We start from the raw sequence: 20,293 nt of genomic DNA on the forward strand, positions 1-20,293 counted from the left end.
GCTCCTGAGGGAGCCTTTTTCATTCTGTTTGACAATCCCTCACCATTTAGTTGTATAGCACAACTAAATGGTGAGGACATAACATGCACAGCGAAACCCCGGTAGTCAGTGTTATTCGACGTTCCTCGCGCCTGATGGTGCGAGAGTTAGGTTTTATGGGTTCTACCCTGGCCTCAACGAATTATTCGCCTTCGGCCGTCCATACTCTGGTCGAAATTGCCCTACGAAAAGAGATGACGGCGAGTCAGCTGGTACAGCTGCTGGGCCTGGAAAAGTCCAGCGTCAGCCGGATGCTGGCTCGCCTGATTGCCGCAGGCGAACTCGAGGAGGTCATTTCTACCGAGGATGCGAGAGCAAAGAGCCTCAGGCTGACCGCGAAGGGTCACGAGACGGTCAGTAAAATTAATGCCTTCAGCAATGAGCGCGTGGTCACAGCAATAAAACGTCTTGCTCCTGCCCAGCAGCAGACCATTTCTGAGGGGCTCTCCCTTTATGCCAACGCGCTGCTGGCGTGTCGGGAGGCGGGCAATGATATGCAGCCCGATGAGCTGAAGATAGTGCAGGGGTATATCCCGGGCATGATTGGCCGTATCGCGGAGATGCATGGCAGTTATTATTCGCGGGAGCATAATTTTGGTCGCTTTTTCGAGGCCAAAGTGGCTTCGGGGCTGGCTGAGTTTAGTGAAAGACTGGAGAAGCCCTGTAACCAGATTTGGCTGGCGGTACTCAACGACAAAATTGTCGGCTCGGTGGCGATAGATGGCGAGGATCTGGCGCCGGGTGAAGCCCATCTTCGCTGGTTTATTCTTGATGATGGCTGCCGGGGGCACGGCGTGGGGAAAAAACTGCTGAATGAAGCGATGCGGTTCTGCGACAGCGCTGGTTTTTCAGCTGTGCACCTCTGGACGTTCAATAAGCTGACCGCCGCCAGGCGTCTGTACGAGTCGTATGGGTTTACGCTGGTAAAAGAGTGGGAAGGCGATCAGTGGGGAAGCCTTATTACAGAGCAGCAGTTTACCCGGCACAGCGGCGCGTAATCGCCATCCTAAAAAAGGCTCCTTTCGGAGCCGCTTTGGTATCAGAACACTTTTTTATACGGTCTCACCGTCACTTTTGCATACACGCCCGCTGCAACGTACGGGTCTGCGTCAGCCCAGGCCTGAGCGGCTTCCTGGGATTCAAACTCAGCAATGACCGTGGAGCCGGAGAAACCGGCAGCACCCGGATCGTTGCTGTCTACTGCAGGCATGGGGCCAGCGGTCAGTAATCGGCCTTCATCCTGAAGCAACTGCAAACGTGCCAGATGCGCAGGGCGCACAGACTGGCGTTTTTCGAGCGAATCAGCAACATCTTCAGAGTAAATCACGTAAAACACGGCGAAGCTCCTTAACCGGTAAAAGTGTCAGTTACGTTATGTGAAAGGGCAAACGACTGCAATGTAAAATAAAAACAATGTTAATACCCTGATCTGTATGCGCCTTTTTTGGCCTCTCGGGCGCTAAAATTGCGCCAGAGCAAAGTGTCTTATTGAATATGATTGCTATTTGCATTTAAAATCAGGGTTCGGTTTTTTAACGTTGATAAATATGACTTCGATGACCCTTGATTTACCTCGCCGCTTTCCCTGGCCGACGCTGCTTTCTGTCGTGATTCACGGTGCCGTTGTGGCGGGTCTGCTGTATACCTCGGTTCATCAGGTTATTGAAATGCCCGCGCCCGCGCAGCCGATTTCGGTGACGATGGTATCGCCAGCGGATCTTGAACCGCCGCAGGTTGCCCCTCCGCCGCCACAGCCGGTGGCTGAACCGGAGCCAGAACCCGAGCCCGTTCCGGAGCCACCGAAGGAAGCCCCGGTGGTGATCCACAAACCTGAACCGAAGCCAAAACCTAAGCCGAAGCCAAAGCCGGTGAAGAAGGTCGAGGAGCGTCCGAAACGCGAGGAACGTCCGGTTGAACCGCGCGCGACCCAGCCGCTCGAAAATGCAGCGCCTTCACGTCCGGTGATGAACAATACGGCAACGACGTCAAAGCCAACCGTAACCGCGCCAGCGGGCCCGCGCGCCGTAAGCCGCAATCAGCCTCAGTATCCGGCGCGAGCTCAGGCCTTGCGTATTGAAGGCCGCGTACGGGTGAAATTTGACGTCACTGCGGATGGCCGCGTGGATAACGTGGAAATCTTGTCTGCGCAACCTTCTAATATGTTTGAGCGCGAAGTGAAATCTGCTATGCGCAGATGGCGCTATGAGCCAGGCAAGCCGGGTAGCGGATTGATCGTCAATATTGTTTTCCGCCTGAACGGCGGGGCGCAGATGGAATAAAAAAAGCCTCCGAAAGGAGGCTTTTTTTTGCCTGTCGATCAGGCCTGTGGAAGTTGACGAGGTTTACCCTCGCTGTCCACGGCAACATAAATAAACAGCGCTTCAGTGGCCTTATAGCGTTGCCCAATCGGCTCAGAAGAGACTTTCTTCACCCAGACTTCGATGTTGATGGAAATGGAGGTATTACCGCGCTTCACGCAGCGCGCGTAGCAGCAAACCACATCACCCACCGCAACCGGGCGCAGGAAGGTCATGCCGTCCACTCTCACGGTGACCACGCGCCCGTGGGCAATCTCTTTTGCCAGAATTGCGCCGCCCATATCCATCTGCGACATCAGCCAGCCGCCAAAAATATCGCCATTGGCATTGGTGTCAGCGGGCATTGCCAGTGTGCGTAAAACCAGTTCGCCCTGAGGGGCGTTAGTTGTTGTCATTGTTTTAACTCGTAACGGAAGACTTCAGGCGGGATGCTACTATGATTCGCGTGCGGAGAGAATAGACCAGAACGCCCGTCGTTGACGTTCTGGTCAGCCAGTAATCAGTGGTTGTCGTCCTGCGGCATATGACGATAGATGTATATGCCGCTTAACAGCGTGAAGATAAGCGTCAGCGCGGTCAGGCCAAAGACCTTAAAGTTGACCCAGATATCCTGCGGCAGCCAGAAGGCGATATAGATATTAGCGAGACCGCAGAGAATAAAGAAGATTGCCCATGCGGTATTCAGACGCGACCAGACCACCTGCGGCAGCGTGAGTTCTTTACCTAACATGCTCTGGATAAGGGGCTTTTTCATGAACCATTGACTGAACAGTAATGCTGCTGCAAACAACGCATAAATAACAGTCACCTTCCACTTAATAAATTCAACATCATGCAAGGCAATGGTCAATCCACCGAACACCGCCACTAAAACGAACGTGATAAGCGCCATTTTTTCGACTTTGCGATAGCGAATCCAGCTGTAGATCAGCACAACGGCGGTCACAACGATTAACGCTTTTGTTGCAGCAAAAATGTCGTACAACTTATAGACAGCGAAAAACACCGCGAGCGGTAAAAAATCAAGAAACTGCTTCATTCTGTGATTCCATCTTCTGAGCGGGGCGGGAGACAGAGATGCCCCCCGCCTCGGGATTACTGACGAATTAACATATACAGGCGGAACAGATAGACGAGCAGTACCGCTGAAATGAGATTGCTCAGCGTATTCGCCACCACGGCGCCGACGTTAGGCGTTAATACCGCAAAATTCGGTGCAAACAATAACAGGAGCGTTTTGGCCAGCAGCCAGCCGATCACGGCGGGCGCCACCAGACGCATATTAGCCCATGCCAGTCTGATGCTGCTGCGCATCGCGGTAAAAATTCCCATCTTATCCTGCACAACCATCACCGGCGCAAATGCGAGCACGATAGCCAGTAAAACGCCCGGCACCACGACCAGCATAATCCCCATTTGCACCAGCATCGTGGTTAAAAAGATCAGGATAAACAGCTTAGGTAAGACCGGTGCACTCGCACCAATCGCGCGTAAGGCGCTGACGCGGTGACCCGCCGATACCAGCTGAATCATCAGCAAAACGCCGCCCGCCAGAATTGCATTACCAATCAGGCCTGAGAACGTGGACGCAGCAGAGGCGCGCAGCAGGATTTGCTGCTGCTCCGGCGTCATATTTTGCACCAGCTCAAACAACCCCACGCTACCCGCAAGATGGTCGCCCTGGCTCAGGCTGGCAATCTGTTCTTCACTCGGTGAGAAGGCATGGCCCAGCACCACCGTGATAAAGGCACAAAGCAACGCGATCAGTAAAAAGGTAATGAACTGATTGCGGAAAAAGTTTCCCGTGTCACGGTAGACAGACTTCGCCGTGATAGACATGCACTCTCCTTGAGTATTGCAGGTGTTAATTAGCCGGCAATTGTACACCGGATGCACCTGCTGTGGCAGCATCAAGGCTTGTATGGAAAAGCATATCTTTGTAAAGCGGCGGTAATCCAACCCGCGCGCGGGCGCGGTTACAGGCTTCATTGACCTGGCCATCTTCCCCCGACATGGCAAATTCCCGGCACGGGCTGGGGCGATCCTCATAGATGGAACATCGGGTCGAGACCCCAGGCTCACCCTGTAGCGCCACACAGCGGGCCTGCTTTTGGTTCGTGCCGCTCATGCAGCGCAAAAAGGGGGTTAACGGCTCGGTAAGATGAACCGGAACGGTACCACCGCCATCGCTGGCTTCGGCCCAATAGAAAGAGACTCGAAAATACGCACAACAGGCTCCGCACGTCATGCACGGGTTGATATCACTCATGGCACACCTGCAAAAGAAGAACGCATCAAATCAATTTGTGAGAGCGATAAATTATCCAGCTGCCAGAGGAAGAGCAAGAGGGGGAAAAGGGAAAATTTTGTAACCGTGAAATGCCAAAAATTGACATGGAAACAACTTATTGGTTTTGAGTGCGTAACAAAAAATTAATCCAGATCAATGAATGTTAAGTTACTGGTTTTAATGTGATCTGTGGCAGATCACTTATTACTCTTTTGTGAGTATATTCTCATCCGCGATTAAAACCACAACGATGGAGCGGATATGAAAAAATTAGCGGTGGCAGCCCTTGTATTAAGCAGTCTCTCTGGCGGCGCGTATGCGCATGAAGCAGGCGAATTCTTTATTCGTGCCGGTTCGGCTACGGCTCGCCCAACTGAAGGTTCGGATAACGTGCTGGGAATGGGCGGTTTTAACGTCAGTAATAACACCCAGTTAGGTTTAACCTTCACCTATATGGCGACGGATAACGTGGGCGTTGAGCTTCTGGCCGCAACGCCGTTCCGTCATCGCGTGGGCCTCGGGCCAACCGGTGATATCGCCACGGTTCACCATTTACCGCCAACGCTGATGGCGCAGTGGTACTTCGGCGACTCAAGCAGCAAGGTGCGTCCATATATTGGCGCCGGTGTGAACTACACCACCTTCTTTGATGAGAAATTCAACGATACCGGTAAAGAGGCGGGTCTGACGGATCTCAGCCTGAAAGATTCGTGGGGCATGGCGGGGCAGGTTGGCCTGGATTATCTGATTAACCGCGACTGGCTGATCAACGCCTCGGTCTGGTATATGGATATTGATACGGACGTACGCTTCAAGGCGGGCGGCCAGCAGCAAAGTATCAGCACTCGTCTGGATCCGTGGGTGTTTATGTTCTCTGCGGGTTATCGTTTCTGATCCCCCGTCAAACTGGCCACAGGGTGGCCAGTTTGCTTTGCTCACGTCAAAACGACGGATAAACCGGCCGCTCATCGAGCTTTACGCAGTGCCTCAGGATCGTTTCCCCATCATATAAATAGCTGAAAGCGTCGCTGGATACGGAATGGAAGAGAATATCGCCGTTGGCAAACGGGATCATTTCGGTATCACCCGCACGTTTATGCCCCGCACCGGTTTCAAAATGGCCGCGCCACCGTTCCTGAGTGTGGTCATAAACGTGCAGAATAACCTCGACAAGTCCTCTTTGCGGACAATTAAGACGCAGGAAAGTAGAAGAGAAATTCAGGGACAGCGCGTGGAAGGGAATCAATAAGGCGAAGACCAGTAAAGCTCGTAAATACATCAAACCGCGAAAACCTCTTTCAAAAGGGAAATGAGATTTTACTTAAGTCATAAATAACGTTTTTGCCGTGGATCAAGATGTCTTATAATTCAATGCGATAAAGGCCCCTGACGAGGCCCTTAGCGATCATTTTTGAATCAGATAGCGAATGGTTGGGCCATCCTGCTGGATATCCAGCACCGTATAACCGTGGTTTTTCGCATCCAGCGGTATGTTGTTGATGGACTGCGGGCAGTCGCTGACCACCTCCAGAATTTCACCTTTCTTAAGCTGCGGCAGCGCTTCAAGCGTAGCCACCGCCGGATATGGACAGGGCTCGCCAACCATATCCAGACGATAATCAGGCACGATCTCTTTCATGCTGCATTCTCCTGCGTTTCTGTTTTAACGCCCGCACGGCGGAAGAAACGTCTCTCCTGTGCGACGACCAGTAAAAAAGCGACCAACAACAGGGCGTAGGTGACGAGCAGGCCGCCGAGAGGCCCGAAGGTATTCAGCAGATTAACCTTATCCCACCGGGTAGCCAGGACGGGTGACACGTCATCCCAGCAGTACGCCAGGATCGTCGAGCCAATCACATTTCCCAGACCCACCCACCAGTAGTGCACCTGGCCTTCCACGGCGCGATACATCCAGCCGGTTTCACACCCGCCAGCCAGCACGATCCCGAAGCCGAACAGCAGACCGCCAATGACCGCGTTAGGACCGGCCCACATGATTTTCGGTTCGACGCCCAGTTGGACATAGCTGAAGATGCCGATGGCGCTGACCGCCATCCCGGCGATAATCGCTTTCGCCATCATCGTGCGCCCGGTGATCCACATATCGCGAAACGCGGAGGTAAAGCAGATCTGCGCGCGTTCAATGAGCAGACCAAAACCCACACCGAACAGCATCGCCAGACCGAGCTTAGGCTGGTTCAGGGCGGTGCAGAGCGCCCATGCCACCATGGCGAAAAAGACCAGCATTCCGAGGCGGAAACGGCGGCGGGCCTGAGAGGGCTTCTGGGTCAACGGAGACGCTGCGCTGACTTTTGTCATTTTCACTGGAATACGAAACAGCGGCAGCAGGGTGAATTTTGCGCCAAAGTAAGAGCCGATGGCCGTGGCGACGGCAAAGAACCAGGCGTGAAGCGAAAACTGCGGGATCCCGGTAAAGAAGGCGGCAAGGTTACACCCCATCGCCAGACGCGCGCCGAAACCGGCAATCATGCCGCCGACAACCGCCTGCAAAATGCGGATCCGGCTTTTGGGCATACGCAACTTAACGTTATTTGCCCACAGCGCGGCCGCGAAACAGCCGCCGAACATGCCGATAATCATCATCCCGTCGATGCGGGTAAGCGGGGTGCCGTCCAGATGAATGAGTTTAAAGTAACCCCACTCTTCGGCATGCACGCCAGCGAGTTGCAGCAATTGACCACCCCAGCGGGTGAACTCGCCGGTCACGGCCCAGAAGGTGCCGGTTATGCCAAAATAATAAGTAGAGAGAATGCCTGCCGCGATAACGGCCGGAACGGGTGACCAGAACTTAACCAGGTAAGCCTGTTTGAAGGATTGCCATGACATGAATAAGCCTCTGAACTCAGAAGGATTAAAGATAAAAAAGAAACCAGATCATACGCTTACACGACAGTTTGAAAAGCCATTCACACCGAAAATATCGATAGGATCAATTTTGATGTCATTCTTTGTTGAAGACGGGGAAGAAAAGGTAACCGTCTGGCAAGGGTGCCAGACGGTGGAGGGGTCAGGCTTTACGCGTCGCCGCCTTCATGGCGGTCACAAACGCCTTCAGCTCGGCCAGCATCTGCTCGGGCTTGTCCACGTTCTTCTCGATGATCTTCACAATCGCAGAGCCGGAAATGGCACCTGCGGCCTTCGCGTCAATCGCCGCGGTGACTTGGTCTGGAGAGGAGATCCCGAAGCCCTGCAGCGGCGGCGCGGCATGGTACTCGGCCAGCTTTTCCACCAGATGATGCAGCGGCAGGGCCGCTTTATTCTCGGCACCGGTCACGCCTGCGCGGGAGAGCAGGTACGTGTAACCGCGCCCGTAAGAGGCTATCTGGCGCAGCAGTGTGTCATCGGCGTTCGGCGGGCAGATGAAAATCGGGGCGACGTTGTGACGCATCGCCGCCTGGCGGAACGGCGCGGACTCCTCGACCGGCACGTCGGCGACCAGAACAGAGTCGACGCCCACGCGTGCGCACTCGGCGTAAAATTCATCGATACCGCGGTTGAACACGAGGTTGGCGTACATCAGCAGGCCAATCGGGATAGTGGGGTGCTTCTGACGGATCGCCGCCAGCATTTCGAAGCACTGGGTTGGCGTCACGCCCGAGGCAAACGCGCGCAGCGTCGCATTCTGGATAGTCGGGCCATCCGCCAGCGGGTCAGAGAACGGGATCCCCAGCTCCAGCGCATCGGCACCGGCTTCAATCAGGGTGTCGATGATCTTCAGCGACTGTTCAGGGCCCGGATCGCCCAGGGTGACGAAGGGAACGAACGCGCCTTCCTGGCGGGATTTCAGTTCTGCAAATACGTTATCGTAGCGTTCCATCAGATTTCCCCTCGTGCTTTCAGAATATCGTGAACGGTGAAGATATCTTTGTCACCGCGTCCGGAAAGGTTGACCACCAGCAGCTGCTCTTTTTCCGGATTGTCTTTCATCATTTTCAGCGCATGGGCCAGAGCGTGTGAAGACTCCAGCGCCGGGATGATCCCTTCGCTGCGGCACAGCGTTTTGAACGCTTCCAGCGCTTCGTCATCGGTAATGGAGACATAGTCCGCACGACCGGTGCTGTTCAGATAGGCGTGCTGCGGTCCGACGGATGGGAAGTCGAGGCCAGCGGAGATAGAGTAAGACTCTTCAATCTGGCCTTCATCGGTCTGCATCATCGGGGATTTCATGCCGAAGTAGATCCCCACGCGGCCATGCTTCAGCGGCGCGCCGTGTTCACCCGATTCAATGCCGTGACCCGCAGGCTCGACGCCAATCAGACCCACGCGGGTGTCGTCGATAAAGTCTGCGAACATGCCGATGGCGTTTGACCCGCCGCCGACGCAGGCGATGACCGCATCCGGCAGACGACCCTCTTTTTCGAGGATCTGCGCTTTGGTCTCTTCCCCGATCATGCGCTGGAATTCACGCACGATGGTCGGGAACGGGTGCGGGCCCGCCGCGGTACCGAGCATATAGTGCGCGGTTTCGTAGCTGCCAGACCAGTCGCGCAGCGCTTCGTTACAGGCATCCTTCAGCGTCGCGGAGCCGCTGTGCACCGGGATCACTTCCGCACCCATCAGACGCATACGGAAGACGTTCGGAGACTGACGCTCAACGTCTTTCGCCCCCATATAGATGCGGCATTTCAGGCCGAGCAGGGCGCTGGCGAGCGCCGAGGCCACGCCGTGCTGGCCTGCGCCGGTTTCGGCGATAATTTCGGTTTTGCCCATACGCTTCGCAAGCAGCGCCTGGCCCAGCACCTGGTTAGTCTTGTGCGCGCCGCCGTGCAGCAGGTCTTCACGCTTAAGATACAGCGTGGTTTTCGTGCCTTCCGTCAGATTGCGGCATTTGGTCAGGGCCGTTGGGCGGCCTGCATAGTTTTTCAGCAGGTCGGTAAATTCCGCCTGAAATGCCGGATCCTTCTGCGCGCTCACAAACGCTTCTTCCAGCTGGCGCAGCGCGGGCATCAGGATTTGCGGGACGTACATCCCGCCGAACTCACCAAAATACGGGTTAAGTAATGTCGTCATCTTCTCTTCCTTAATATGCACGCAGAGTTTTAAAAACCGAGGCCAGTTTGCTGGCATCTTTACTACCCGGCTGGGACTCTACGCCTGAATTGAAATCGAGGCCTGCGCAGCCGGTTTTCGCGGCTTCTACACAGTTGTCCGGGCTTAATCCGCCCGCCAGCAGGACGTTGTCCAGCTTTTCGCCGTTCAGCAGAGACCAGTCAAAACGCTGGCCGGTTCCGCCCTGACCGTTATCGAGGACGTATTTATCCACGTGGTTCAGGTTACGCGGGGGCAACGTATCGTCAACGCGTTGCGCTTTCCAGATCTGTACCTGCGGTGCCAGCGTGGCGCGCAGGGCATCGATATAGGCCTGATCTTCATCGCCGTGAAGCTGCACCGCGGTGAGGGATAACGCGTCGGCTTTTTCAACCACCTCGGCGATATCCGCATTGCGGAACACGCCAACATAGCTGAGTGGTGCCGCGGCGATGACCTTACGCGCCTGCTCTTCGCTGACCGCGCGAGGAGAGGAATCCACAAAAATCAGCCCGCCATAAATCGCTCCGGCTTCATACGCGGCCTGGGCGTCCTGTTCGCGGGTTAAACCGCAGACTTTGTTCTCACCCAGCAGCACGCGACGTACTGCCGCATTGAGATCGTCATGTTCCATCATGGCGGAGCCAATCAGGAAACCGTTGGCGAAGTGGCTCAGCTCGCGCACCTGGGCGTAGCTGTTAATGCCGGATTCGCTGATGACCGTGACGCCAGAGCCCAGCCGCGGCGCCAGCTGGCGCGTGCGGTTCAGGTCAATGGACAGGTCACGCAGATCGCGGTTGTTAATGCCGACCACTTTAGCTTCCAGCGCAATCGCGCGCTCCAGCTCCTCTTCGTTGCTCACTTCGGTCAGCACGCCCATCTTCAGGCTGTGCGCGACGGCAGAGAGCTGGCGATACTGCTCGTCGTCAAGCACCGAGAGCATCAGCAGGCAGGCGTCGGCCTGGTAAAAGCGCGCCAGCCAGATCTGATACGGGTCGATAATAAAGTCTTTGCACAGGATCGGCTGCGGTGCGATGCCGCTGACGATCGGCAGAAAATCGAAGCTGCCCTGGAAATATTTCTCATCCGTCAGCACGGAGATTGCCGACGCATGATGCTTATAAATACCGGCGATACGCGCCGGGTCGAAATCGTCACGAATAACGCCTTTTGAGGGAGAGGCTTTTTTGCACTCAAGAATAAACGCGGTGCGCGCACCCTGCAGGGCGTCATAGAAACGACGGCTGCTCGGGACGACGTCATTCTGAAAACTGGCAAGCGGCTGCTGTTGCTTGCGGGCTTCCACCCAGATGGCCTTATCGGCAACGATTTTCGCTAAAACGGTCTGCATTCTTTACCCTCTTGCCGCAAGTGCGGTAACGCGATCGTAAGCTGCACCGGAGCGCAGTACATCCAGAACTTTTTGAACGTTGGCCTTCAGGTCTTCCTCGCCGTGCAAACGCATCAGCATGGCGACGTTGGCGGCAACGGCGGCCTCATGGGCAACCTCTCCCTTACCTTGTAATAAGCGCGTCAGAATGTCACGGTTTTCTTCCGGGGTACCGCCTGCCAGCGCTTCCTGGTGATACGGAGTTAAACCAAAGTCAGCGGCTTCGAGCTGGTAGCTCAGGATTTCACCGTCGCGCAGTTCGGCTACCAGCGTCGGCGCATGCAATGACACTTCGTCCATTCCGCCGCTGTGCACCACGGCGGCACGCTGGTAACCCAGCACGCGCAGGGTCTCGGCAATCGGCAGGACCAGTTCCGGACTGTAGACACCGATTAGCGCCAGCGGCGGATGGGCCGGGTTGATCAGCGGGCCGAGCACGTTAAACAGCGTGCGGGTTTTCAGCTGCTGACGAACCGGCATTGCGTGGCGGAAACCGGTGTGATACTTCGGCGCAAACAGGAAGCAGACGCCCAGGTCATCCAGCGCTTCACGGGAACGTTCGGCGTTCATATCGAGATTAATGCCGAATGCCGCGAGTAAATCAGACGAGCCCGACCGGCTGGACACGCTGCGGTTACCGTGCTTCGCCACCTTCAGGCCACACGCTGCGGCCACAAAGGCGCTGGCGGTTGAAATATTGATACTGTTGCTGCCGTCACCGCCGGTGCCGACGATATCGGCAAACGGATAGTCCGGGCGCGGGAACGGGGCGGCATTTTCCAGCAGGGCCGTAGCGGCACCGGCGATCTCCTGCGGGCTTTCACCGCGGACCTTCATGCTCACCAGCGCGGCCGCCAGCTGTTCTGGCTTCAGCTCACCGCGAACCACGGCTGAGAAGAGCTGGTGGCTCTCCTGCTGGCTCAGGGTTTGCGCCTGATACAGTTTTTCCAGAATCGGCTGCAGGGTGTTGGTCTGCTCCAGCTTCTGTAACGCCCAGTCGAGGGTCTGCTCCAGCAGGCGGGCACCGTGGGAGGTCAGGATGGATTCCGGATGGAACTGCATCCCGCAGACGCGATCCGCGTCGTGACGTACCGCCATCACCATCCCTTCAAACGAGGCGTTGATCGTCAGCCCGGCGGGAATGTTGCTGCCGACCAGCGAGTGGTAGCGCGCGACCGGAAGCGGATTCGGCAGCCCGGCAAACATTGCCTGGCCGTCATGTTCAATGCTGGAGGCTTTACCGTGCAGGATCTCGCCCGCCTGGCCGACGTAACCGCCGTAGGCTTCCACGATTGCCTGGTGACCAAGGCAGATACCGATAATCGGCAGCTTGCCGCGCATGCGGGTCAGCAGTTCGGGCATACAGCCCGCTTCGCTCGGCGCGCCCGGCCCCGGGGAGAGCATCAGCACCGGGTTTTGCATGGTCGCCAGACGGTCAATCAGGGTCTGCGCCGGGACGTGGTTGCGATAGATAACGACGTTGTGACCATTCGCACGCAGCTGATCTGCCAGGTTATAGGTAAAGGAGTCGATGTTATCGAGCAGCAGAATGTCAGCCATCAGAAAATCTCCTGTGCGTGGTGTGCGGTAGCGATGGCGCGCAATACCGCGCGTGCTTTACTGCGGGTTTCGTCAGCTTCAGACTGCGGAACAGAGTCAAGAACAATCCCGGCGCCGGCCTGAACGGTGGCAATACCGTCTTCGACGTAGGCGGAGCGGATCACGATGCAGGTATCAAGGTCGCCGTGTGCGGTGAAGTAACCTACCGCGCCGCCGTAGCTCCCGCGACGACGTCCTTCCGCTTCGGCGATAAGCTGCATGGCACGCACCTTCGGCGCGCCGCTCAGGGTGCCCATATTCATGCAGGCACGGTAGGCGTGCAGCACGTCGAGGTCGTGGCGCAGCTCACCGACCACGCGGGATACCAGGTGCATCACGAATGAATAGCGGTCGACTTTAGTCAGGTCCGCCACGTAGCGGCTGCCTGGGGTGCAAATACGGGCCAGATCGTTACGCGCCAGGTCAACCAGCATCAGGTGCTCGGAGAGCTCTTTATGGTCGGTGCGCATTTCCAGCTCGATGCGGCTGTCGAGATCGCGATCCAGCGAGCCGTCGGCGCGACGTCCGCGCGGACGGGTTCCGGCGATCGGGTAGATCTCAATCTGGCGGCTGGTGGCGTCATATTTCAGCGAGCTTTCCGGCGAGGCGCCGAACAGCGTGAAGTCGTTGTCCTGCATAAAGAACATGTACGGGCTTGGGTTGCTCTTTTTCAGCACGTCGTAAGCGGCCAGCGGGGACGGGCAGGGCAGAGAGAAGCGACGGGACGGTACAACCTGGAAAATTTCCCCGGCGCGAATCGCCTTTTGCATCTGGCGAACCACGGCACCGTATTGATCGTCGGTCTGGTTCACATCGCAGGTCATCTTCTCGACGCGCTGCACCGGTAGCGCAGGCGGTGCTTCCGTCATTTGCTGCTGCAGTTGGGCAATGCGGTGCTCCAGACGGGTTTTCTCAGCGCCAGAAGGCGTGAACAGGCTGGCCTGGATACGGGTGTACTGTTTCTGATGGTCGATCACCAGCAGGGTTTCGGCCAGATAGAAACAGTAGTCCGGGCAGCGATTGCCCTGCTCGGTTTCCGGCAAATCTTCAAATCCCGCGACCAGGTCGTAAGCAAACAGCCCGCCAAAGAACATCGCTTCACGCTCATCGTGCGGAACGGTGACCAGGTTTTGCAGCAGGCGGAAGGCATCAAAGACGGACAGGGAACAGAGGCGCGCGTCTTCATCTAACAGTTGGCTAACCGGCGGGAAATGCAGAATGCGCATTTCCGGATGACGCTCGTTTTCGATGCCTGAAGGCAGGGCGGCATCCAGCAGCGGTAGCAGCGATGCGCCATTGTCTGACAAAGCCTTAATAGTGACAGTGTCACCTAAGGCGGTAATGCGCAACGCGCTGTCGACCAGCAGAAGGCTTTTCAGATCGTCCTTGCTGTCGATGTCCGCAGATTCCAGCAGCAGCGTTGCCGGGCGTGCCCCGCACACCTGATGAAACAGCGCGGTCGGGTTGTGGCGATAGGCCGCCTCGCAGGTCAGCAATTCGAGATGGGGTTTGGCTGTTTGCATGTTGGTGTTCTCATTTATTCTGTTCAAAAAAAAGCCCGCTGAGTAGCGGGCGGGTATCTGTTTGCATTTCGCAGACGCGTGACACTGCCCGAAGATCAGGAAGTACGCCACCAACCGTGCAGAGTGAAATGTGCTGTCATTTTCAGATACCTTTCTCGTGTGAACTTGCGTACTAGTTAACTAGTTCGATAGCGTGTTGTCAACCCTTGATTTCAGAATTTCACGTTAAGTCGGTATCATGGCGGTTTCGGATGTCTTCAACCTGTTATGGGAAGTGCTTTGAGCGATACCACCTACGCGATTATTTATGATTTACACAGCCATACTCAGGCCTCTGATGGCCTGCTGACACCCGAAGCCCTGGTTCATCGTGCCGTTGAAATGCGCATCGGCACGCTGGCGATAACAGATCACGATACGACGGATGCCATTCCGGCAGCGCGCGCCGAGATTGCCCGCTGCGGGCTGGCACTCAATCTGGTGTCCGGCGTCGAGATTTCGACCGTCTGGGAAAACCATGAGATTCATATCGTTGGCCTGAACATCGATATAGACCATCCGGCACTTATTGAGTTTTTGCAAGAACAAAAAACGCGCCGCAACCAGCGCGCAGAGATGATCGGCGAGCGTCTGGAAAAGGCACATATTCCTGGCGCGCTGGAAGGTGCGCAAAAGCTGGCGAACGGCGGGGCAGTTACGCGCGGTCATTTCGCCCGTTTTCTGGTAGAGGCGGGGAAAGCCACGACGATGGCGGATGTCTTTAAAAAGTATCTGGCGCGCGGGAAAACCGGATACGTTCCGCCACAGTGGTGTACAATAAAACAAGCTATTGATGTGATTCATCATTCTGGCGGTAAGGCCGTGCTGGCCCATCCGGGGCGGTATAATCTTTCTGCTAAATGGCTGAAAAGGCTGCTGGCGCACTTTGCCGAAAACGGTGGTGAGGCGATGGAAGTCGCCCAGTGTCAGCAGGCACCCAACGAGCGCTCGCAGCTCGCGACCTATGCCCGACAGTACGGCCTGCTTGGCTCACAGGGTTCTGATTTCCATCAGCCCTGCGCCTGGATCGAACTGGGGCGCAAGCTCTGGCTGCCCGCTGGCGTTGAGCCGGTCTGGCAGCTCTGGGAACAGCCGCAGCAAATTGAAGAGAGGGAAGTATGAGTCAGTTTTTCTATATCCATCCGGATAACCCGCAGCCACGCCTGATTAACCAGGCCGTGGAGATCGTCCGCAAAGGCGGCGTGATTGTCTACCCGACCGATTCCGGCTACGCGCTGGGCTGCAAAATTGAAGATAAAGGGGCGATGGAACGCATTTGCCGCATTCGCCAGTTGCCGGACGGCCATAACTTTACCCTGATGTGCCGCGATCTCTCTGAGCTGTCCACCTATGCTTATGTGGATAACGTGGCGTTTCGCCTGATTAAGAACAACACGCCGGGCAACTACACCTTCATCCTGAAAGGAACGAAAGAGGTGCCGCGCCGTCTGCTGCAGGAAAAACGCAAGACTATCGGCATGCGCGTGCCGTCGAACCCGATTGCGCAGGCGCTGCTGGAAACCCTCGGTGAACCGATGCTGTCTACCTCGCTGATGCTGCCCGGCAGCGAGTTTACCGAGTCCGATCCGGAAGAGATCAAAGATCGTCTGGAGAAGGTGGTCGAGCTGATTATTCACGGCGGTTATCTCGGCCAGCAGCCGACCACCGTGGTCGACTTAACCGAAGATGCACCGGAAGTGATTCGTGAAGGCGTGGGCGATGTAAAGCCTTTCTTGTAATGGTATAAGCAGATATACTACGCGGCCATCAAAGCAGGGCTCGGCCCTCTTTTGACCTGATTCGACGCCTGTGAAGGCGACACCTGAGGAAGCTCAATGAGCGAGAAGTTACAGAAAGTGCTGGCGCGTGCCGGCCACGGTTCACGCCGTGAAATCGAAGCCATTATTGAAGCGGGCCGCGTGAGTGTGGACGGTAAAATCGCCACGCTGGGTGACCGCGTAGAAATCGTACCGGGGCTGAAGATCCGTATCGACGGTCATCTTATCTCCGTGAAAGAGTCTGCTGAGCAGATCTGCCGCGTGCTGGCTTATTATAAGCCGGAAGGCGAGCTGTGTACCCGCAATGACCCGGAAGGTCGCCCGACGGTGTTTGACCGTCTGCCTAAACTGCGTGGCGCTCGCTGGATTGCCGTTGGTCGTCTGGACGTGAATACCTGCGGTCTGCTGCTGTTTACTACCGATGGTGAACTGGCAAACCGTCTGATGCACCCAAGCCGTGAAGTGGAACGTGAATACGCCGTGCGCGTGTTCGGTCAGGTTGATGAGAATAAACTGCGCGACCTGTCGCGTGGCGTTCAGCTGGAAGACGGTCCTGCGGCGTTCAAAACCATCAAATTTACCGGTGGGGAAGGCATCAACCAGTGGTACAACGTGACCCTGACCGAAGGCCGCAACCGCGAGGTGCGTCGTCTCTGGGAAGCGGTAGGCGTGCAGGTTAGCCGCCTGATCCGTGTCCGTTACGGCGACATCCTGCTGCCAAAAGGCCTGCCGCGTGGGGGTTATACCGAACTGGATCTGACCCAGACCAACTACCTTCGCGAGCTGGTCGGCCTGACGCCGGAAACCACCTTTAAAGTGGCGGTGGAAAAAGATCGTCGCCGCATGAAGGCGAACCAGATTCGCCGTGCGGTGAAGCGTCACAGCCAGGTGAGCAGCAACCGCCGCTCTGGCAGCCGTAATAACAACGGTTAATGTAAAAGCCCGGTGAAGACACCGGGCTTTTTTCTTTAGTAATCAATCCCCAACTGCGCTTTGATGCCCGCATCAAACGCATGTTTAACCGGACGCAGCTCGCTGACGGTATCTGCCAGTTCCAGAATATCCCGATGACACCCGCGGCCCGTAATGATAACTGTCTGATGGGCGGGACGGTTTTTCAGTGCGTCCAGCACGGCTGCCAGCGGCAGGTAGTCGTAGGCGACCATATAGGTGATCTCATCCAGCAGAACCATATTCAGCGAGGGATCGGCCAGCATTCTTTTGGCGTGCTCCCAGACGGCCAGACAGGCTGCGGTATCGGTTTCGCGGTTCTGGGTGTCCCACGTGAACCCGGTCGCCATCACCTGAAACTCAACGCCGTGAGGCTCAAGCAAATTACGCTCGCCGTTAGGCCACTCACCTTTAATAAACTGGATAACGCCGACCTTCTGCCCGTGGCCGACGGCGCGTGTCGCCGTGCCGAATGCGGCCGTGGTTTTCCCTTTACCGTTGCCGGTAAAGACGATGACGATCCCGCGCTCATCCTGAGCGGCCGCGACGCGCGCATCAACCTGTTCCTTCAGACGCTGCTGGCGCTGCTGATGACGTTCTTCACTCATTGCGAGATTCCTGGTTTACGGCCCGGCTGGGCGTCAAAGGTCATCCCGGTTTTGCGGCGGCTGTCGTCGCCCATCAGCCAGAGATAGAGCGGCATAATGTCTGCCGGCGTTTTCAGCTTCTGCGGATCTTCCGTTGGGAAGGCGCTGGCGCGCATTTTTGTGCGCGTACCGCCCGGGTTAATGCAGTTTACGCGCAGATGGCGGCTTTGGTACTCCTCTGCCAGCACCTGCATCATGCCTTCGGTTGCGAATTTTGATACGGCATAGGCACCCCAGTTTGCGCGCCCCTCACGGCCTACGCTGGAGGAGGTGAACACCAGTGAACCCGAATCCGATTTGAGTAATAAAGGAAGGAGTGCCTGGGTCAGGAAAAACGTCCCGTTGACGTTGACCTGCATGACCTCCTGCCAGATCTCGGGATCCTGTTCATCCATCGGGCGAACTTCGCCAAGCAAGCCGGCATTATGCAGTACGCCGTCCAGGCGCGGGTAATGGGTGCTGATGCGGTGAGCAAGCTCCTGACATGACGCGGGCGTGCAGGTGAGCAGATCGAGCGTGTACCAGCGAGCAGGAATCCCCCCTGCGGCTTCAATCTCCTGCGCCACCCCTTTAAGTTTTTCTTCGTTGCGGCCGGTCAGGATGACGCTCGCGCCATACTCAGCGTAGGTCAGCGCCGCTTCACGGCCAATCCCGTCGCTGGCCCCAGTGACAAGAATGATGCGGTTCTGCAGCAGATTTTTTTGCGGTTGATAATGCAAGGTGACTCCTCGGCGCACGGTGACTTAAACACGCCTTCTTTTGTGACTTTTCGGCTTTATGCCCGAATTCGCCTGATAATTCAATCAGTCTACAGGACGCATTGCTGTAAAATTAACAATTTGCAAATATTTAAACGCCAGACCGGGGATTCCTGAAGGCGCCTCGCAGAGGTAGTGTCACGAGCGAGACGCATGGGCAGGGGGTGTTGTACACTGCCGTGAAAGATTCGTGGTTAAATCAAGGTGGAACGCGTGGAATTACTTTCTCAATATGGGTTGTTTTTGGCGAAAATCGCGACGGTGGTGATTGCCATTGCGGTGGTTGCCGTTCTGATTGTCAACCTGACGCAGCGCAAGCGTCAGCGTGGGGAGTTACGCATCACCCGCCTGAGCGAGCAGTATAAAGAGATGCAGGAAGAGATGTCTCTGGCCCTGCTTGATAGTCATCAACAGAAGCTGTGGCTCAAAGCGCAGAAGAAAAAGCATAAGCAGGAAGCCAAAGCGGCAAAGGCAAAGGCGAAGCTCAATACGCCACAGGATAAGGTCACGCCACGGGTTTACGTGCTCGATTTTAAAGGCAGCATGGATGCGCATGAAGTCGCGTCTTTGCGCGAAGAGGTCACTGCCGTGCTGGCCGTGGCGACGCCGCAGGATCAGGTCGTTGTACGCCTTGAAAGCCCGGGGGGCGTGGTGCACGGCTACGGCCTGGCGGCCTCTCAGCTGCAGCGCCTGCGTGAAAAACAGATCCCGCTTACCGTGGCCGTAGATAAAGTGGCGGCGAGTGGTGGCTACATGATGGCCTGCGTGGCGGACAAAATTGTGGCCGCACCGTTCTCGATTATTGGCTCGATCGGCGTGGTCGCACAGATCCCGAACTTTAACCGCTTCCTGAAAAATAAAGAGATTGATATCGAGCTTCACACCGCGGGTCAGTACAAACGTACCCTGACGCTGCTGGGGGAAAACACGGAAGAAGGGCGCCAAAAATTCCGTGAGGATCTCAACGAAACGCATCATCTCTTTAAAGACTTTGTGCACCGTATGCGCCCGACGCTGGACATTGAGCAGGTCGCAACGGGTGAGCACTGGTACGGCGTTCAGGCGCAGGAGAAAGGGCTGGTGGATGAAGTCGGAACCAGCGACGATCTGCTGCTCAACCTGATGGAAGGCCGGGAACTGGTGGGCGTCCGCTTTGCTCAGCGCAAGCGACTCCTTGACCGCTTTACCAACAGTGCGGCAGAAAGCGCGGACCGCCTGCTGCTCCGCTGGCTACAGCGGGGACAAAAACCACTGCTGTAAACAAAAACGCGAGGCTTATGCCTCGCGTTTTGCGTTAATCGACCAGGTGATATTTCTCGGAAAGCGTATGTGCCAGGTATTTAAACATGTTAAACACGGCGGTGCTTTTCGGGGTCGGTAAGCCCTGTTCATCAAGGAAGTATTCGCCGCTGAAAACCAGCACGCCATTACGCTGCTCAACGCCGGTGGCTTCAATGCCTGCCAGCGTATCTTCATGGTCACGAATAAGCTTGTTTGCTTCGATAAGCAGAGAGGCTCGGTCAATAGGTTGGGTCGTATTCTGCATAATCCACTCCTTAAACAGTGACAATAGTCTACGCCGAGGGCGCTTTGGGGGCAAATTTTCCCTGTAATGTGAGGGGATAAGGTGCAGGGGCCTGGCTGGCAGGATTTGCTTTTGCATGCTAATAAAGTTGCGTAACGAATTTTATCAGGTAGAGTGTGCGCTTTCGTCATTCTGGCAACAGAATTGCTTGACATTCGACCGGGAATTCGTCACGAATTACACGAGATGTGAGAAAAATACCCGAGAACTCAATCACCTGGGCGTCTTTTCTTTAACGCCCGGTAAGACAAAGGGGTTGATATCTCCTGACGCAGTCGCAATATCATTGGCTCGTCGTCAGCGGAAGGGAAATCAACGTGCGGCGTA

Annotated in this window: 24 protein-coding genes and 1 other annotated feature; of the genes, 7 read left to right on the plus strand and 17 right to left on the minus strand. The window is 56.1% G+C overall.

Annotated features, from left to right (window positions below):
• Positions 1-83: 83 nt before the first annotated feature.
• On the plus strand, positions 84-1,037 hold the full coding sequence (locus tag ACOTXT_RS13775) for a bifunctional helix-turn-helix transcriptional regulator/GNAT family N-acetyltransferase (protein ID WP_055321255.1): 954 nt from the start codon (positions 84-86) through the stop codon (positions 1,035-1,037).
• A gap of 41 nt (positions 1,038-1,078) precedes the next feature.
• On the opposite strand, the gene ACOTXT_RS13780 is transcribed toward ACOTXT_RS13775, so the two are convergent.
• Positions 1,079-1,375: a YciI family protein gene (locus ACOTXT_RS13780; RefSeq protein WP_008502794.1), complete on the minus strand. Its 297-nt coding sequence runs from the start codon at positions 1,373-1,375 to the stop codon at positions 1,079-1,081.
• 220 nt (positions 1,376-1,595) lie between these two features.
• Between ACOTXT_RS13780 and tonB the strand changes: the two genes are divergently transcribed.
• A complete protein-coding gene (tonB, locus tag ACOTXT_RS13785) occupies positions 1,596-2,318 on the plus strand; it encodes a TonB system transport protein TonB (RefSeq protein WP_055321256.1) in 723 nt (240 codons plus the stop codon).
• A 38-nt stretch (positions 2,319-2,356) separates the two neighbouring features.
• Here the strand turns inward: tonB and yciA are convergent, their stop codons facing one another.
• The 4 genes from yciA to ACOTXT_RS13805 all read right to left on the minus strand — a co-directional run bounded on the left by yciA (position 2,357) and on the right by ACOTXT_RS13805 (position 4,626).
• Positions 2,357-2,752, minus strand: a complete 396-nt coding sequence (gene yciA / locus ACOTXT_RS13790) for an acyl-CoA thioester hydrolase YciA (protein ID WP_008502796.1) — start codon at positions 2,750-2,752, stop codon at positions 2,357-2,359.
• Positions 2,753-2,856: 104 nt separating this feature from the next.
• Positions 2,857-3,396 (minus strand): septation protein A, encoded by a 540-nt coding sequence (locus ACOTXT_RS13795; protein ID WP_021240312.1) that lies wholly within the window; start codon positions 3,394-3,396, stop codon positions 2,857-2,859.
• Between the two features lie 56 nt (positions 3,397-3,452).
• On the minus strand, positions 3,453-4,196 hold the full coding sequence (locus ACOTXT_RS13800) for a YciC family protein (protein ID WP_023292236.1): 744 nt from the start codon (positions 4,194-4,196) through the stop codon (positions 3,453-3,455).
• Between the two features lie 25 nt (positions 4,197-4,221).
• A complete protein-coding gene (locus ACOTXT_RS13805; RefSeq protein ID WP_021240310.1) occupies positions 4,222-4,626 on the minus strand; it encodes a YkgJ family cysteine cluster protein in 405 nt (134 codons plus the stop codon).
• Between the two features lie 282 nt (positions 4,627-4,908).
• Between ACOTXT_RS13805 and ompW the strand changes: the two genes are divergently transcribed.
• Positions 4,909-5,541: an outer membrane protein OmpW gene (ompW, locus tag ACOTXT_RS13810; protein ID WP_008502800.1), complete on the plus strand. Its 633-nt coding sequence runs from the start codon at positions 4,909-4,911 to the stop codon at positions 5,539-5,541.
• 46 nt (positions 5,542-5,587) lie between these two features.
• Here ompW and ACOTXT_RS13815 read toward each other — a convergent pair whose 3' ends face one another.
• From ACOTXT_RS13815 to trpL, 9 genes are all read right to left on the minus strand, one after another.
• On the minus strand, positions 5,588-5,926 hold the full coding sequence (locus tag ACOTXT_RS13815) for a hypothetical protein (protein WP_071530987.1): 339 nt from the start codon (positions 5,924-5,926) through the stop codon (positions 5,588-5,590).
• Between the two features lie 126 nt (positions 5,927-6,052).
• Positions 6,053-6,286 (minus strand): sulfurtransferase-like selenium metabolism protein YedF, encoded by a 234-nt coding sequence (gene yedF / locus ACOTXT_RS13820; protein ID WP_003856774.1) that lies wholly within the window; start codon positions 6,284-6,286, stop codon positions 6,053-6,055.
• Positions 6,283-7,494, minus strand: a complete 1,212-nt coding sequence (gene yedE / locus ACOTXT_RS13825; protein WP_008502802.1) for a selenium metabolism membrane protein YedE/FdhT — start codon at positions 7,492-7,494, stop codon at positions 6,283-6,285. Before yedE ends, yedF begins: the two co-directional genes overlap by 4 nt.
• Positions 7,495-7,675: 181 nt before the next feature.
• Positions 7,676-8,485, minus strand: coding sequence for a tryptophan synthase subunit alpha (gene trpA, locus ACOTXT_RS13830; RefSeq protein ID WP_045334893.1), 810 nt, complete (start codon positions 8,483-8,485; stop codon positions 7,676-7,678).
• Positions 8,485-9,678: a tryptophan synthase subunit beta gene (gene trpB, locus ACOTXT_RS13835; protein ID WP_008502804.1), complete on the minus strand. Its 1,194-nt coding sequence runs from the start codon at positions 9,676-9,678 to the stop codon at positions 8,485-8,487. Before trpB ends, trpA begins: the two co-directional genes overlap by 1 nt.
• A 10-nt stretch (positions 9,679-9,688) precedes the next feature.
• Complete coding sequence (gene trpCF / locus ACOTXT_RS13840; RefSeq protein WP_021240307.1) at positions 9,689-11,047, minus strand: bifunctional indole-3-glycerol-phosphate synthase TrpC/phosphoribosylanthranilate isomerase TrpF; 1,359 nt, start codon at positions 11,045-11,047, stop codon at positions 9,689-9,691.
• 3 nt (positions 11,048-11,050) lie between these two features.
• Positions 11,051-12,646, minus strand: coding sequence for a bifunctional anthranilate synthase glutamate amidotransferase component TrpG/anthranilate phosphoribosyltransferase TrpD (gene trpD, locus ACOTXT_RS13845; protein WP_008502806.1), 1,596 nt, complete (start codon positions 12,644-12,646; stop codon positions 11,051-11,053).
• Complete coding sequence (locus ACOTXT_RS13850; RefSeq protein ID WP_046092008.1) at positions 12,646-14,208, minus strand: anthranilate synthase component 1; 1,563 nt, start codon at positions 14,206-14,208, stop codon at positions 12,646-12,648. Before ACOTXT_RS13850 ends, trpD begins: the two co-directional genes overlap by 1 nt.
• Before the next feature lie 25 nt (positions 14,209-14,233).
• Positions 14,234-14,327 (minus strand) — a sequence feature (Trp leader region).
• A complete protein-coding gene (gene trpL / locus ACOTXT_RS13855; RefSeq protein WP_106993556.1) occupies positions 14,304-14,348 on the minus strand; it encodes a trp operon leader peptide in 45 nt (14 codons plus the stop codon). Its footprint overlaps the feature before it by 24 nt.
• 139 nt (positions 14,349-14,487) lie before the next feature.
• Here trpL and rnm point away from each other — a divergent pair, with 139 nt between their 5' ends.
• From rnm to rluB, 3 genes are all read left to right on the plus strand, one after another.
• Positions 14,488-15,369, plus strand: a complete 882-nt coding sequence (gene rnm, locus ACOTXT_RS13860) for an RNase RNM (RefSeq protein WP_333165104.1) — start codon at positions 14,488-14,490, stop codon at positions 15,367-15,369.
• The gene (locus tag ACOTXT_RS13865) at positions 15,366-15,986 is read left to right on the plus strand and encodes an L-threonylcarbamoyladenylate synthase (protein ID WP_003856793.1); all 621 of its coding nucleotides are present in this window, start codon (positions 15,366-15,368) and stop codon (positions 15,984-15,986) included. The genes rnm and ACOTXT_RS13865 overlap by 4 nt, the downstream gene beginning before the upstream one ends.
• A gap of 96 nt (positions 15,987-16,082) precedes the next feature.
• A complete protein-coding gene (rluB, locus tag ACOTXT_RS13870; protein ID WP_421625326.1) occupies positions 16,083-16,958 on the plus strand; it encodes a 23S rRNA pseudouridine(2605) synthase RluB in 876 nt (291 codons plus the stop codon).
• Positions 16,959-16,993: 35 nt separating this feature from the next.
• Here the strand turns inward: rluB and cobO are convergent, their stop codons facing one another.
• A complete protein-coding gene (cobO, locus tag ACOTXT_RS13875) occupies positions 16,994-17,584 on the minus strand; it encodes a cob(I)yrinic acid a,c-diamide adenosyltransferase (RefSeq protein ID WP_333165106.1) in 591 nt (196 codons plus the stop codon).
• On the minus strand, positions 17,581-18,342 hold the full coding sequence (locus ACOTXT_RS13880; RefSeq protein ID WP_008502811.1) for a YciK family oxidoreductase: 762 nt from the start codon (positions 18,340-18,342) through the stop codon (positions 17,581-17,583). The genes cobO and ACOTXT_RS13880 overlap by 4 nt, the downstream gene beginning before the upstream one ends.
• Before the next feature lie 252 nt (positions 18,343-18,594).
• Here ACOTXT_RS13880 and sohB point away from each other — a divergent pair, with 252 nt between their 5' ends.
• Positions 18,595-19,641 carry a protease SohB gene (gene sohB, locus ACOTXT_RS13885; protein ID WP_008502812.1) on the plus strand — a complete coding sequence of 349 codons (1,047 nt, stop codon included), beginning with the start codon at positions 18,595-18,597 and terminating at the stop codon, positions 19,639-19,641.
• A 34-nt stretch (positions 19,642-19,675) separates the two neighbouring features.
• Here sohB and ACOTXT_RS13890 read toward each other — a convergent pair whose 3' ends face one another.
• Positions 19,676-19,927: a YciN family protein gene (locus tag ACOTXT_RS13890; protein WP_003856804.1), complete on the minus strand. Its 252-nt coding sequence runs from the start codon at positions 19,925-19,927 to the stop codon at positions 19,676-19,678.
• Positions 19,928-20,293 lie beyond the last annotated feature (366 nt).

Source organism: Enterobacter cloacae complex sp. IR5422 (genome assembly GCF_049238165.1).
GTDB lineage: Bacteria > Pseudomonadota > Gammaproteobacteria > Enterobacterales > Enterobacteriaceae > Enterobacter > Enterobacter roggenkampii.

Bases quoted from the DNA above. Each gene is read 5' to 3' on its own strand.
- ACOTXT_RS13775 (WP_055321255.1), top strand. From the start codon at position 84: ATGCACAGCGAAACCCCGGTAGTCAGTGTTATTCGACGTTCCTCGCGC.
- tonB (WP_055321256.1), top strand. From the start codon at position 1,596: ATGACCCTTGATTTACCTCGCCGCTTTCCCTGGCCGACGCTGCTTTCT.
- yciA (WP_008502796.1), bottom strand. From the start codon at position 2,752: ATGACAACAACTAACGCCCCTCAGGGCGAACTGGTTTTACGCACACTG.
- ACOTXT_RS13795 (WP_021240312.1), bottom strand. From the start codon at position 3,396: ATGAAGCAGTTTCTTGATTTTTTACCGCTCGCGGTGTTTTTCGCTGTC.
- ACOTXT_RS13800 (WP_023292236.1), bottom strand. From the start codon at position 4,196: ATGTCTATCACGGCGAAGTCTGTCTACCGTGACACGGGAAACTTTTTC.
- ACOTXT_RS13805 (WP_021240310.1), bottom strand. From the start codon at position 4,626: ATGAGTGATATCAACCCGTGCATGACGTGCGGAGCCTGTTGTGCGTAT.
- ompW (WP_008502800.1), top strand. From the start codon at position 4,909: ATGAAAAAATTAGCGGTGGCAGCCCTTGTATTAAGCAGTCTCTCTGGC.
- ACOTXT_RS13815 (WP_071530987.1), bottom strand. From the start codon at position 5,926: ATGTATTTACGAGCTTTACTGGTCTTCGCCTTATTGATTCCCTTCCAC.
- yedF (WP_003856774.1), bottom strand. From the start codon at position 6,286: ATGAAAGAGATCGTGCCTGATTATCGTCTGGATATGGTTGGCGAGCCC.
- yedE (WP_008502802.1), bottom strand. From the start codon at position 7,494: ATGTCATGGCAATCCTTCAAACAGGCTTACCTGGTTAAGTTCTGGTCA.
- trpA (WP_045334893.1), bottom strand. From the start codon at position 8,485: ATGGAACGCTACGATAACGTATTTGCAGAACTGAAATCCCGCCAGGAA.
- trpB (WP_008502804.1), bottom strand. From the start codon at position 9,678: ATGACGACATTACTTAACCCGTATTTTGGTGAGTTCGGCGGGATGTAC.
- trpCF (WP_021240307.1), bottom strand. From the start codon at position 11,047: ATGCAGACCGTTTTAGCGAAAATCGTTGCCGATAAGGCCATCTGGGTG.
- trpD (WP_008502806.1), bottom strand. From the start codon at position 12,646: ATGGCTGACATTCTGCTGCTCGATAACATCGACTCCTTTACCTATAAC.
- ACOTXT_RS13850 (WP_046092008.1), bottom strand. From the start codon at position 14,208: ATGCAAACAGCCAAACCCCATCTCGAATTGCTGACCTGCGAGGCGGCC.
- ACOTXT_RS13865 (WP_003856793.1), top strand. From the start codon at position 15,366: ATGAGTCAGTTTTTCTATATCCATCCGGATAACCCGCAGCCACGCCTG.
- rluB (WP_421625326.1), top strand. From the start codon at position 16,083: ATGAGCGAGAAGTTACAGAAAGTGCTGGCGCGTGCCGGCCACGGTTCA.
- cobO (WP_333165106.1), bottom strand. From the start codon at position 17,584: ATGAGTGAAGAACGTCATCAGCAGCGCCAGCAGCGTCTGAAGGAACAG.
- ACOTXT_RS13890 (WP_003856804.1), bottom strand. From the start codon at position 19,927: ATGCAGAATACGACCCAACCTATTGACCGAGCCTCTCTGCTTATCGAA.